This is a genomic window from Megasphaera lornae, assembly GCF_000214495.1.
Taxonomy (GTDB): domain Bacteria; phylum Bacillota; class Negativicutes; order Veillonellales; family Megasphaeraceae; genus Megasphaera; species Megasphaera lornae.
The window spans coordinates 44,738-56,831 of the sequence record NZ_AFIJ01000004.1 but is presented as its reverse complement, the minus strand read 5'-3'; the positions used below and the strand labels follow the sequence as shown (position 1 = coordinate 56,831).

Here is a 12,094-nt window from a genome sequence, read left to right as displayed (position 1 = left end):
CAAAAAAAACAGATACGAGTCGAAACTCGTATCTGTTTACAGTCCGTGCGGACGTTCTCTTAGAAAGAAAAGTTCAAAGAAACAGTGGTGTATTCAGACGGCTTCGTCTGTGCATGCTGTTCCTGTCCGGCTTCTTTCTTACCATCAAACTGCGGTTTTACTGCTTTAGAGCCAAACGTCTGTGCCGCTTTAAGAACAACATTCTTGGAAACCGTATAATCGACACCGATGCCCCAAGATTTAACGTTGTCCAAATCCTTACGCCACGAAGCGGAAGAGCCGCCGACCAAAGAACCGGCATCAGCATGGAGATATTCCACCCATGTATCCCAAGAACCGGCTTTTTCCTGATCCAAATTGCCGTACGTAACTTGACCTACCCATACAGCCGGCGTTTCTTTATTCCCGGCCGTCTTTGCAGCAGCTTTAGCGGCGGTCGTCAGATTGACGGATTCATAGTTCGCCATAGCGCTGAGGTTGTCCGCCAATTTAGCATTTACATACGCGCCCCAAAGAGAATCGGCTTTAAAGCCGTCCTTATTTTGAGTCGAATACTTATGAGCCGGATCAACCGTAAAGTTGTTGTAGTATACACCGGCAGCGGAACCGTTGCCGAAGAAGCCTTCTACTTCGCCGAAGCCCGTTTTAACATTCTTCCCGGCATGATCCCCGCTCTTCAACTTGCCGTAGCCGGCAGTCACGGCGAACTGATCGTTGTGATAGTTGGCCTTTACGCCTTCCAATACATCGCCGTATTGATAGCCATACGCATTGCCCATGGTGTAGCCGTCGATGCGACCGATTTGTACGCTTGAATTGTCATTAGGCGTGTATTCCAAGTTGGCGTTATTGACAAACGCATGCAAGTCACCGGCAGCTTTATCATCGCTGAATTGCTGATCATCCGTAAATACGCTGAAATGCGCCGTCATCGTATCGCTGACTTTGGCATCCGCATTGAGGTGCATGTTGTAATCCCATGCCTTATCATTCTTATAAGCATCATCAGCGGTTTCACTTGTCGTAGTAGTCCCTTTGAGTTTATCTCCGTCTTGAGCCCATTTAATTGTTTCATTAGTTGCACTGCCGGCATGACGATACCGTACCCGTGCATCACCGGAGAATTTTACTGTACCCACTTGTTGTTCCAAGTTGGTAACACGTACGCCCAACGTATTCAATTCGCCGGCAAATTCATTGGCCAGTTTATTAATAATCGCACGTTGCTGTGCATTGGCGCGATCGGCATGGGCCATAGCTTTGGCCGTAATTTCAGCCGCTTCATACCGCGTAATGTTGCGTTGTCCCTGGAAATGCGTGCCGTCTACACCCTGGATGATGCCGGAGTTGGCCAACGTAACGACAGATTTGTATGCCCAGCTGTCACTGGGAACATCAGCAAACGGATTAGCCGCAAAAGCGCACGTAGCGCCTACAGCCATAGTGGCAACCAAGGCTGCCAATACTTTACTTTTTTTCATGTGAATTACCCCTTTTCACTAAAATGTGATGTCGTTTTTTCATCATACAGGGTAACGGACGAGTGTTCCTTGTTTCCTCTCTGTGCCCTATACGTGAAAAACGGTACATCCGCACATGCAAACCATGTGATAAGGAAAGTATACAGGCATTTCTCTTTCTTGTCAACTATTTTGAGCGGTGTTTTCATATTTCTCGACAAGTACGCGCTGTTTTTCCGCCCGGTTTCCCCTGTGTATCCCGTCCGATTCTATGGTATGCGAAAATTCGGCTTCATGTTCCCGGCAGTTTTTATAGTTCTTCTCACTTGTGTCGGGAATGCGTCGCTGCCTGCAGGTCGTTTATTTTTTCAGTGCGACTATTTTTCTGAACGACCGTTCCGAACCGTGCAGAATATATTTTCATCATACACGTTTGTGCGAGCCGTTTTTCTTATTTTTCTATAAAAAAAGCCCGTTTTTCATTATGGTTTATATACGCAAGCAAAAAGAGCGCAGAATGCTGCATGCTGCCTTCTGCGCTCTTTTTATGTCCCGGTTTGCAGAAACGGTAAAGGAGAGGGGTCCTATGGGGTAGTGCCGTTCCCACGCTCCGGAACAGTCTTATCATTACGGGGATAATGATAATTACAGGTATATTGTAGCTCTCTTTTTTTTCCTCTTCCACTCCAAACGGTTCAAAAATAATCCAATCGGACATTTAGTTTATTTTTTTATAGTTATATTTATTATGAAATTTATTTCGCTTCTCCGTGCAGCATATGTTCCGTGTGCAACCCCGATTTTCCCGCAAAAAAACCGCCCCTTATAAGGAGGCGGTTGTCGATATCTTTCTATTTGCGCATGGCGCGTTTACGATCATGTTTATCTAAAATGGCTTTGCGAATACGAATGCTTTGCGGCGTAACTTCCACCAATTCATCCTCATTAATCCATTCCAACGCCTTTTCCAAGCCCATATCTTGCGGCGGAATTAACCGCAACGCTTCATCGGAAGCGGAAGAACGCGTATTGGTCAAATGTTTTTTCTTGCACGGATTGACATCAATATCCACATCGCGGTTGCTTTCCCCGACTACCTGTCCTAAATAAATTTCTTGGGCCGGCTTAATAAACATTACGCCGCGATCTTGCAAATTGAAGATTCCGTACCCCGTAGTCGTCCCCGATTCGAAGGCGACCAAACTGCCGCGCGTACGGCCGGGAATTTCACCTTTCCAAGGCGCATACCCGTGAAATACATGGTACATAATGCCGTTGCCCTTGGTGGCCGTCAAAAATTCACTGCGAAAACCGATCAGTCCGCGAGCGGGAATAATAAATTCCAAGCGTGTATACCCGGAAACATCCGTCATATTTACCATTTCCGCCTTGCGGGTACCCAATTTTTCCATTACTGCTCCCATAAATTCCTGCGGTACGTCAATGGTCAACGCTTCCAGCGGTTCACATTTTTGGCCGTTAATCTGTTTGGTAATGACACTGGGCTTGCCGATCTGCAATTCATAGCCTTCCCGCCGCATTTCTTCAATTAACACGGCAATGTGCAATTCACCGCGACCGGAAACTTTGAAAGCATCGGCACTGTCCGTTTCTTCCACGCGCAGGGATACATTGGTCTGCACTTCCCGGAACAAGCGATCCCGCAAATGCCGACTCGTCACATAGTCGCCTTCCTGTCCGGCAAAAGGACTGTCATTGACATAGAAAATCATGGACAACGTCGGTTCATCAATATCAATTTTCGGCAAGGCTTCCGGATTCTGCGGATCCGTTACGGTTTCGCCGATTTTCAAATCGCCGATGCCGGCAATGCAGGCGATTTCCCCCATTGCCGCTTCCGTCTGTTCCTTACGTTGCAAACCTTCATACGTATACACGCGACCGATTTTGCCGCGTCGCTGGCCTTCGCCGTCCGTGACTACTACATTCTGATTGGGAACCATTTTTCCGCGCACTACACGACCGATGGCTATTTTCCCCACATATTCATCATAATCCAAAGTCGTCACCATGAACTGCAACGGGCCGTCCGCATCTCCCTGCGGGCAGGGGCAATGGTTCACAATGGTCTTGAACAGCGGTTCCAAATCCTTGCTTTCTTCGTCCATGGACAATTTGGCAATACCGTCCCGACCGTTGGCATAGACGACGGGAAATTCCAATTGTTCATCCGTCGCATCCAATTCCATGAACAACTCCAGTACTTCGTCTTCCACTTCCGCCACCCGCGCGCCGGGTTTATCAATTTTATTAATGACCACAATCGGTTTTAATTTCTGTTCCAACGCTTTCCGCAGCACATATTTAGTCTGCGGCATGGGGCCTTCAAAGGCGTCGACCAGCAATAACACGCCGTCGACCATGTTCAGTACCCGTTCCACTTCACCGCCGAAATCGGCATGCCCCGGCGTATCGACAATATTGATTTTAACGCCGTCGTGCATAACGGAAGTATTTTTGGATAAAATCGTAATTCCCCGTTCCCGTTCAATATCTCCCGAGTCCATAACCCGTTCCGCTACTTTTTCGTTCGTACGAAAAATATGACTTTGTTTCAACATGGCATCCACCAAGGTGGTTTTACCGTGGTCAACGTGTGCAATAATCGCAATATTACGAATGTCTGTACGTTCCATCTACATTCTCTCCTATACCAGCAAATACAAAAACATTTTATTGAAGTATGTAACTTACTAAGTATAACACGAAAATATTCATTCGTGAATATTTTCGGCTTTTAAAATAAAAAAAGCGGAAGATCCGTCGATCTTCCGCTCCGTTGTTCCTCATTTTTCTCCCAAAATTCGCACTTCCGGCTCCAAACGCACGCCGTGTGCCGCTTCCACCCGCTCTTGTACGGCATGAATAACCTGCAATACATCTCGGGCCGTTGCCCGACCGGTATTCACCACAAAGCCGGCATGTTTCGTCGATACTTGCGCGCCGCCGAACGTTAACCCTTTGAGACCGGTTTGATCAATCAGGGTGCCGGCAAAATATCCCGGCGGCCGTTTAAACGTACTGCCGGCACTGGCCATTTCCAAAGGCTGTTTACTGCGTCGCCGCCGCATGAGTTCTTCCATTCGTGCCTGAATGGCGCTGCGGGAAGCGGCATGCAACAATAACTCCGCTTCCACCACGTACTCCTGCGTTTCCTGAAAACGGCTGCGACGATACGCGAAGCGACATGCCGCCGCCGCATACGTATGCACGCCGCCTCTATGATCCACCGTGCGTACGCGGGCGACAATATGACTCATTTCCCCGTCATAAGCACCGGCATTCATAAAGACGGCGCCTCCCAACGTGCCGGGAATTCCACAGGCGAATTCGGCACCGCCGAGTCCTTCGGCACAGGCAAACTCGCACACGTCCGCCAACATATGCCCGGCGCTGGCCGTAATTCGGTCGTCATGTCGGTATAAGACCTGCGTCAAAGCCTGCAACTGAATAACCGCGCCGCGAATACCGCCGTCCAAAACCAATACATTGGAACCGCCGCCCAACACGGTAATCGGCAGCTGTAACGCCCGGGCCGCCCGAATGGCCAGGGACATTTCTTTGACGGTATAAGGCAACAGCAATAGATCCGCCGGCCCGCCTACGGCAAAGGTCGTATGGCGGGACATGGGTTCATTGGCCAGCATCTGCTCCGGTTTCATATGCGGTTGTAAGGTTTTGATCAATAGGGAAAGACGATTATCGGTCAAGAATACTCATTCCTTTAGCCATGGCCTGTTGAATAATCTGCAATATTTCGCCCGCCATATTCTGCCATGTATGATATGTTTGTAAATAATCCTGTGCCTGTGTGTTGTTTTTTATCAAAACGGACAACTCATTCAGGCGATCCGTCCGTTTTTTGGCCGGCGCGGCGCCCATAGATTGTCCGTAGGCCAGTTCCGCCTGCAATACCAAAAATTCTTTCACCATGTCTTTCGTGCTCTTATCTTTTGCCAACTCTTCGCCGGCTTTGACCAACTGCTCATACTCCCGGCATTCCCCGATCGCCTTGGCCAGCGCTTGCGCTTTGTCATAAATTTCCATGTGTACACCTCATTTTTATTGTAAATTATCAATACCTATGCCGCCGGTTAATCCCGGAAATTGCAACTGTCGCAAGGCTTCATAGGCAACAATGGCCACCGAATTGGAAAGATTCAAACTGCGTGCCGCTTCGATCATGGGAATCCGGAAACACCGCTCCGGATGTTCCTTTAACATGCTTTCGGGCAAGCCTTTCGTTTCTTTTCCGAAAAACAGCAAATCATCTTCCGTAAAGGATATGTCCGCATAGCATTGTCGGGATTTGGTCGTCAAATAGTACATGGCATGTCCGGCATACTTAGCCATCACGTCCGCTACATTTTCATGTACCTGTACATCGACTAACGGCCAGTAATCCAATCCGGCACGCTTTAAATATTTATCTTCCAACGAAAATCCCAACGGCTTCACTAAGTGCAACGTCATATGATTGGCTGCACATAAACGGGCCACATTCCCCGTATTGCCGGGAATTTCCGGTTCCACCATTACAATATGCATGATTCGTCCTCACTCCGCTCTTACTGGTTTCATCGCCGCCGGCTGTGACAACCATCGGCCGCTACGGCAAGTCTTAATATCCTTTATTATAATACGCTTTTTTTCTATACAAAATCAACTGTTTACGAAAGTTTTGCCGATTAATTTTCCGCCCCGCTTTTCTTGCAAAAAAGCGGCCGCCCCTGCTGCGGGCAACCGCTTTTCTTCGTTTCGCCTACCTTCTTTGTACGGCCCGTTGGCAACGACGTAACAGGTGCGCCGCCAAAAAAGACGTCAGCGCCGTAAATACCATTCCCGGGCACGCCGCCAGCCACATGGCGGTAAACCCCTTGCCCAAGATGAGCGTAATCACCGCCCGCGCCGCAGTCGTCCCGAGAGGACCGGAGAGGGCATAAAACACGCGTGACGATCCCAAGGCCATCCATACGACGCCCACAGTCAACCGAAATGTCATGGCAATACATACACTGATTAAGGTTTGTACGCCCAACAGCAAACTGATAACGGAAGCGATGATCCCGGCGGTTATGTATTTTTTAAATCCGAATACTCCGCATATGCCTACGGCAATAGATGCGGACAGCTGAAATTCCGTCCCCGGAAAAATCCCGGGAATTTTAAACATGCCGCTGACGCCGATAAGTGCCGCCAATAACGCGATTTGACAAATATCCCGGCCGGTGCCGCTCTTTTTTTTCGGTTCTTTACCGGCCGTTTCGGTCGCCGGTAAAGCCGTATGTTTTACTGTTTCCATGTCGCTTTTTCTCCTTGTTCATTTAAAATGTCGGCACCTCGCCGCAACTCGTCGGGCGTATGCCCGGCCGTAACCGTAATACGTAACCGTGCCGTACCTTCCGGTACGGTAGGCGGACGAACGGCCGATACCAGGAGCCCCGCCTCGGCACATGCGGCCGCATACTGCATAGCGGCTGCGGAAGACCCCGTCAAAATCGGTAACACGGGCACGGGCGGTTGCCGTTGAGAAATAGTCGGCACTTGTCGGCACATATACGCAATATGGTCCCGAATTTGTGCGACATAAGACGCCCCCTGTGCCCGTAACAGTCGCAATGCCGTCAAGGCCGCCGCCGCCACGGCGGGCGGTAAGGCGGTAGAAAAAATAAACGGCCGGGACTCGTTTTGCAAATACCGGCAAATCGCTTCCGAAGCGGCCACATATCCGCCTAACGCGCCTAAGGACTTGGATAACGTACCGATATGTATATCCACGTCATGACACGCAAAATATTCCGCCGTACCGCGGCCGCTCTTTCCCAACACGCCCAAGCCGTGCGCATCATCCACCAGCAATACGGCACCGTAAGTTTGTTTAAGCCGTACCAATGCCGGCAACGGGCATACATGACCGTCCATGCTGAACACTCCGTCCGTAACAATATACCGCCTGCCGCCGCTTTCGTGCTGCAACTTTTTTTCCAAATCGTCCATATCCATATGGGCATACACGACGGTGCGGGCGCGGGACATGCGACAGCCGTCTATAATACTGGCATGATTTAAGGCATCACTGAAAATCACGTCGCCTGCCTGCGGCAATGCCGAAAGTACGCCGACATTGGCCATATACCCCGTACTGAACAGTAAGGCCGCTTCCGTGCCTTTAAAATCGGCCAATTCTTCTTCCAATTCCCGCAATATAAACGGCGCTCCCGCCAACAGGCGAGAACCGCCGGCGCCGCAACCGTCCGTGACGGCTCTGCGGGCCGCCGCCTGCACGAGCGGATGATGGGATAAACCCAAGTAATCATTGGTATTAAACAGAAGATACCGACGGCCTTGCCTATCGTATCCGCAAGTAGACGAAATCATGTGTAAATCCCGAATGCGGCGGAATCGCCCCTGTGCCTGCCGCTGCGCCAGACGGGAATTCACAAACTCATAAAGGTTCATGGCAAGTCACCAACACCGGCTGATATTGTAAATACGCCATATACGCTTCCACATCCGTAGTCGGCCGGATAAAAATAACCCGTCCGCCTACGGGATCTCCCGCTTGCTTCATCACCATAATGCGTTCATAACCGTACCGGGGCGAAGCGACATAGCCGGTAACATATTGCGGATCATCGGACCAGCACAACTCCGCAACCGTCCCCGGAGCAGCGGCCACCTTGGCGGCCAGGACAAATGCTTCCCGAGCATGCAGGCCGGTATACGGCGTATGCGCCAGTGCCCGGGCATACGCTGCCGCATCGGCACAATCCATGGTACTGCACCGCACGCCGCGCTCTCCCTTACCGTCCACCCGTTCACCGCTGACCGCATCCACCAACATGGCGCCGCGCATACTGTCACGCAACGCCGTAAGATACGAAAAGCCTTTAGCCGCGGCCGCTGCCGATACGCCGGCTCGCAGTAACGCCAATCGCGCCTGCCGCCGCCCTTCCGCCACGGTCTTAACATCCTGTTGCCGCACCGGCAACAGCGGACAATACTGAATTTGTGAAGGCTCGACGCAGGCCACTTTAATCTGAATAAAATCGGCCGCGCCGCGTTCGTGTTGCCGGGCACGTCGCAAAACCCGGATCACTTCCTGTTCTATATTTTCGGGCTTCACGATTCGTTCCGCACCGGAAATATGTCGACCGACACGGCCGTTTTTTCCGCCCTTCCGAGCATGCATTTTAATACTGTACAACATCTGTACCGACTCCTTTCCTGATGTTCTGTAACGTACGTCCTTGAGTATACGTATTTTTTTCTTAATTGTCAATGTTATTTTAATTTCAAAAAGTTTACAATAAATTTATATATATTCTCCGTCCAACGCCTTTCCGGTCGGTATACCGCCCGTATTGTAAAAAAAATACCGATAACCCTGTAACGGTTTATCGGTACTGTTTTTCTTTCTACATACGTGCCAATTTTTTCGGATCCATCACTTCATCATAAGCGGGCGCCTCCACGCCGGACGCCAACGCCGCCTGTCGCAGGGTAATTCCTTCCAGCGCCGCTTTTTTCGCAATCGCGCAGGATCGGTCATAGCCGATAAGCGGCACTAAACCGGTAACCAAAATCAACGAACGTTGCAATAATTGCGCAATCCGTTCCTCATTCGGTTCTATCCCCGCCAAACAATGATCCGTAAAGGAGCGCATCGCATCGCTTAATAAGCGCACGGATTGCATCATCGTATACGCCATGAGCGGCATAAATACATTTAATTCAAAATTTCCCTGACTTGCCGCAAACCCCATGGCCGCATCATTGCCCATGACTTGCACGGCCACCATGGTCATCGCCTCGCACTGCGTGGGATTTACTTTAGACGGCATAATCGAGCTTCCCGGTTCATTCGCCGGAATGCGAATCTCCCCGATACCGCACCGCGGTCCCGAGGCCAACCACCGCACATCATTGGCGATTTTCAACAAATCCGCCGCCAACGCTTTTAAGCCGCCGTGCACCGCCGTCAGTTCATCCTTGCTCGTCAGGGCCTGAAATTTATTCGCCGCCGTATGAAACTCTTCCCCGGTCAATTCACTGAGCACGGCGGCAAATCGCACATCATACCCGGGCGGGCAATTAATTCCCGTTCCTACCGCCGTACCGCCCATGGCAATACTGCGTAAAAAATCAGTCATCGTCGTAAGCATTTGCCGATTTCTCCGAATCATGGCCGCCCAACCGCCGATTTCCTGCCCCAACGTCAGCGGCGTGGCATCCTGCAAATGCGTTCTGCCGATTTTTACAATATGGGCATACGCCTCGGCCTTGGCATTCAATACCTCTTCCATATGCGCTAACGCCGGGAATAACCGCGCTTTTAATTGTAATACGGAAAGCACATGTAAGCCCGTAGGAAAAATATCATTGGAGCTTTGTGAACGGTTAACATGGTCATTCGGATGTACGTGTCCCGGTTGGCCGTGTGCCGCCATGATTTGCTCCGCCCGATGGCCGATAACTTCATTCATATTCATGTTGAATTGGGTGCCGCTGCCGGTCATCCATACGGATAACGGAAACTGATCGTCCCACCGATGCGCGACAATTTCTTCACAAGCCTGCACAATAGCCGCTTTCCGCGTTTCGTCCAAAACCCCCGCCTCGGCATTCACCAAGGCCGCCGTTTTCTTTAAATACGCAAAAACGGTTACCAGTTCCAAGGGAATTTTTTCCGTACCGATTTTAAAATTTTCATAACTGCGTTGCGTTTGTGCGCCCCATAATTTCTGCGCCGGTACTTTTATTTCTCCCATTGAATCTTTTTCTATACGATAGTCCATAGGATCCTCCTGTCTGTTACCGTAATCCCATTTTCGTCTCCCCGAAAATACGTGCATCCATCGTTTTTACATGTGCGGCCACACGCGGCGAAAAATCCATAAACGGTATAATATGCCGGCGTATATCCACGCCGGGTGCTACTTCCGTAAGCAGCCAACCGGCCGGTGTCAACGTAAACACCGCCCGTTCCGTCACAAATAACACCTTCTGCCCCCGCTGTTTTGCCGCGACGCCGGAAAAGGTAATTTCTTCCACTTGTTTTTTAAACTTATGGTATCGACCTTCTTGTGTAATGCACAAGGTGCCCCGTTCGCAATGCGCCTGCAGGCCGACAGCCGTGAATGTGCCTAAGAAAATAATTTTTTTGGCCTGCCGTGTTAAATCAATAAAGCCTCCCGGGCCTACGACACACCCGTTAAATCGCGATACATTAACATTTCCCAGATAATCCGTCTCCGCCAACCCCAAGGCGCATACGTCCAAGCCGCCGCCGTTGCAAAGCGACAGCATGTCCGCCATGGGAATCATCGCTTCCGGATACAGCGCGCTGCCCATTTCCGGCCCGGTCAATTGCACGCCGCCGATCACCCCCGAATCGGAAGCGGAAATAATGCGGGATTCCATACCTTCTTCGGCCAGCACACTCCCGATACTTTCCGGCATACCGATGCCCAAATTCACCAACTCTTGCGGCTGCAATTCCAACGCCGCCCGCCGTGCACAAATCTTCCGCACGGTCAGCGGTTCATGCGGTCTCCCGCCGTCGGGATCCGGCACAATCTCCGTCCACACGTCACGCTGCCGTACCACCGTTACATAGTCCACCAAATGACGGGGGATCGTCACTTGTCGCGGATCCAATTTTCCTCGTCGCACGAGATCCGCCACTTGTACCAACACGATCCCGCCGCTTTGCTTAACCGCCATGGCAATCTGCAACTGCTCTCCGATCATGTCTTCATGCTCCAGAGAAATATTACCGGTTTCATCGGCAATAGAACCGCGAATAATGCCCACCTGAATAGGAAAGGTGCGATAATATAAATATTCTTTTCCCTGTACGGTTTCTACGGAAACCAAGGGCTTCCCTTCTTTCCGGGTGCGTGCATTACCGCATGACCCTTCATACCGCGGGTCCGCCGTCGTCCCCAGTCCGACTTCCGTCAAAAAACCGTTTTCCCCTCTGGCACAAGCCTGATACAAACGAAATATGGTGCCTGCCGGGATCATATACGCTAAACAACGTTCCGCACGAATGGCTTCCGCCAACTTCGGTTCCAAACCGACATGACTTGTAATCAGCGTCCGGATACATCCCGGCGCGGCCAACCGATCGCCGCCGCGTCTGCCGCCGTCACCGGCACCGGCCACTTTGACCAGCGTCAGTTGTGCCGGTTTTCCGGTCAACGCATATTGTTGCTGCAACGCTTGTAAAATAGCATCCGCCGTACCGAAACCGGCATGACCGCTCATGGCCACGGTCGCATGATCGGCAACTAAATGCGCCGCTTCTCTCGGTGTTATAAATTTTATCATACCCCAAAACTCCCCCCTGTTCTTATAGTATGCGTGATGATGACCGAATCTGCAAGCCCCTGTCGCCGATATTCTTACAACCGCCGCCGACAGCTCCCCCTAAAAAGCACCAACCGTACGACGGGACCGCCCCTGTCGTACGGTTGATTATGGAAAATACGTTACCGCCGGTTTTGTATCCCCGCTGTACCCGGTGCCTCTTTTCCGCCCGGGCAGGCGACCGTATATCCGTATCGTATGCTATGGCCGGCGTTCTGCACCGCTTGTTTTTCTAACAA

Annotated in this window: 12 protein-coding genes; 1 reads left to right on the top strand and 11 read right to left on the bottom strand. The window is 50.9% G+C overall.

Annotation, left to right across the window (positions count from 1 at the left end):
- Positions 1–59 precede the first annotated feature (59 nt).
- The 11 genes from HMPREF1039_RS00380 to HMPREF1039_RS00330 form a co-directional block, all read right to left on the bottom strand.
- Positions 60–1,481, bottom strand: coding sequence for an S-layer homology domain-containing protein (locus HMPREF1039_RS00380; RefSeq protein ID WP_007390372.1), 1,422 nt, complete (start codon positions 1,479–1,481; stop codon positions 60–62).
- A gap of 430 nt (positions 1,482–1,911) precedes the next feature.
- The gene (locus HMPREF1039_RS00375) at positions 1,912–2,178 is read right to left on the bottom strand and encodes a hypothetical protein (RefSeq protein ID WP_039891562.1); all 267 of its coding nucleotides are present in this window, start codon (positions 2,176–2,178) and stop codon (positions 1,912–1,914) included.
- Positions 2,179–2,311: 133 nt separating this feature from the next.
- Positions 2,312–4,117 (bottom strand): translational GTPase TypA, encoded by a 1,806-nt coding sequence (gene typA, locus HMPREF1039_RS00370; RefSeq protein WP_007390413.1) that lies wholly within the window; start codon positions 4,115–4,117, stop codon positions 2,312–2,314.
- Between the two features lie 150 nt (positions 4,118–4,267).
- On the bottom strand, positions 4,268–5,143 hold the full coding sequence (gene murB / locus HMPREF1039_RS00365; protein WP_288223851.1) for a UDP-N-acetylmuramate dehydrogenase: 876 nt from the start codon (positions 5,141–5,143) through the stop codon (positions 4,268–4,270).
- A gap of 37 nt (positions 5,144–5,180) precedes the next feature.
- Positions 5,181–5,528, bottom strand: coding sequence for a YlbF family regulator (locus tag HMPREF1039_RS00360; RefSeq protein ID WP_007390394.1), 348 nt, complete (start codon positions 5,526–5,528; stop codon positions 5,181–5,183).
- 15 nt (positions 5,529–5,543) lie between these two features.
- Positions 5,544–6,029 (bottom strand): tRNA (cytidine(34)-2'-O)-methyltransferase, encoded by a 486-nt coding sequence (locus HMPREF1039_RS00355; protein WP_007390410.1) that lies wholly within the window; start codon positions 6,027–6,029, stop codon positions 5,544–5,546.
- 214 nt (positions 6,030–6,243) lie between these two features.
- On the bottom strand, positions 6,244–6,783 hold the full coding sequence (locus HMPREF1039_RS00350) for a hypothetical protein (protein WP_007390366.1): 540 nt from the start codon (positions 6,781–6,783) through the stop codon (positions 6,244–6,246).
- The gene (locus HMPREF1039_RS00345) at positions 6,771–7,940 is read right to left on the bottom strand and encodes an aminotransferase class I/II-fold pyridoxal phosphate-dependent enzyme (RefSeq protein WP_235720009.1); all 1,170 of its coding nucleotides are present in this window, start codon (positions 7,938–7,940) and stop codon (positions 6,771–6,773) included. The genes HMPREF1039_RS00350 and HMPREF1039_RS00345 overlap by 13 nt, the downstream gene beginning before the upstream one ends.
- Positions 7,927–8,691: a 6-carboxyhexanoate--CoA ligase gene (locus HMPREF1039_RS00340; RefSeq protein ID WP_007390368.1), complete on the bottom strand. Its 765-nt coding sequence runs from the start codon at positions 8,689–8,691 to the stop codon at positions 7,927–7,929. The genes HMPREF1039_RS00345 and HMPREF1039_RS00340 overlap by 14 nt, the downstream gene beginning before the upstream one ends.
- A gap of 208 nt (positions 8,692–8,899) precedes the next feature.
- A complete protein-coding gene (gene fumC / locus HMPREF1039_RS00335) occupies positions 8,900–10,279 on the bottom strand; it encodes a class II fumarate hydratase (protein ID WP_007390354.1) in 1,380 nt (459 codons plus the stop codon).
- Between the two features lie 16 nt (positions 10,280–10,295).
- Positions 10,296–11,816 (bottom strand): CoA-transferase, encoded by a 1,521-nt coding sequence (locus HMPREF1039_RS00330; RefSeq protein WP_007390393.1) that lies wholly within the window; start codon positions 11,814–11,816, stop codon positions 10,296–10,298.
- Positions 11,817–11,845: 29 nt separating this feature from the next.
- On the opposite strand from HMPREF1039_RS00330, the gene HMPREF1039_RS07935 reads away from it, so the two are divergent.
- Complete coding sequence (locus HMPREF1039_RS07935) at positions 11,846–12,091, top strand: hypothetical protein (protein WP_141557570.1); 246 nt, start codon at positions 11,846–11,848, stop codon at positions 12,089–12,091.
- The last annotated feature ends 3 nt before the right edge of the window (positions 12,092–12,094 follow it).

What these genes read in the sequence shown, in the direction of transcription:
- HMPREF1039_RS00360 (WP_007390394.1), bottom strand. Translation starts at nt 5,528, where the DNA reads ATGGAAATTTATGACAAAGCGCAAGCGCTGGCCAAGGCGATCGGGGAA.
- HMPREF1039_RS00375 (WP_039891562.1), bottom strand. Translation starts at nt 2,178, where the DNA reads ATGTCCGATTGGATTATTTTTGAACCGTTTGGAGTGGAAGAGGAAAAA.
- HMPREF1039_RS00380 (WP_007390372.1), bottom strand. Translation starts at nt 1,481, where the DNA reads ATGAAAAAAAGTAAAGTATTGGCAGCCTTGGTTGCCACTATGGCTGTA.
- HMPREF1039_RS00345 (WP_235720009.1), bottom strand. Translation starts at nt 7,940, where the DNA reads ATGAACCTTTATGAGTTTGTGAATTCCCGTCTGGCGCAGCGGCAGGCA.
- murB (WP_288223851.1), bottom strand. Translation starts at nt 5,143, where the DNA reads ATGAAACCGGAGCAGATGCTGGCCAATGAACCCATGTCCCGCCATACG.
- HMPREF1039_RS00355 (WP_007390410.1), bottom strand. Translation starts at nt 6,029, where the DNA reads ATGCATATTGTAATGGTGGAACCGGAAATTCCCGGCAATACGGGGAAT.
- HMPREF1039_RS00350 (WP_007390366.1), bottom strand. Translation starts at nt 6,783, where the DNA reads ATGGAAACAGTAAAACATACGGCTTTACCGGCGACCGAAACGGCCGGT.
- HMPREF1039_RS00340 (WP_007390368.1), bottom strand. Translation starts at nt 8,691, where the DNA reads ATGTTGTACAGTATTAAAATGCATGCTCGGAAGGGCGGAAAAAACGGC.
- fumC (WP_007390354.1), bottom strand. Translation starts at nt 10,279, where the DNA reads ATGGACTATCGTATAGAAAAAGATTCAATGGGAGAAATAAAAGTACCG.
- HMPREF1039_RS00330 (WP_007390393.1), bottom strand. Translation starts at nt 11,816, where the DNA reads ATGATAAAATTTATAACACCGAGAGAAGCGGCGCATTTAGTTGCCGAT.
- typA (WP_007390413.1), bottom strand. Translation starts at nt 4,117, where the DNA reads ATGGAACGTACAGACATTCGTAATATTGCGATTATTGCACACGTTGAC.
- HMPREF1039_RS07935 (WP_141557570.1), top strand. Translation starts at nt 11,846, where the DNA reads ATGCGTGATGATGACCGAATCTGCAAGCCCCTGTCGCCGATATTCTTA.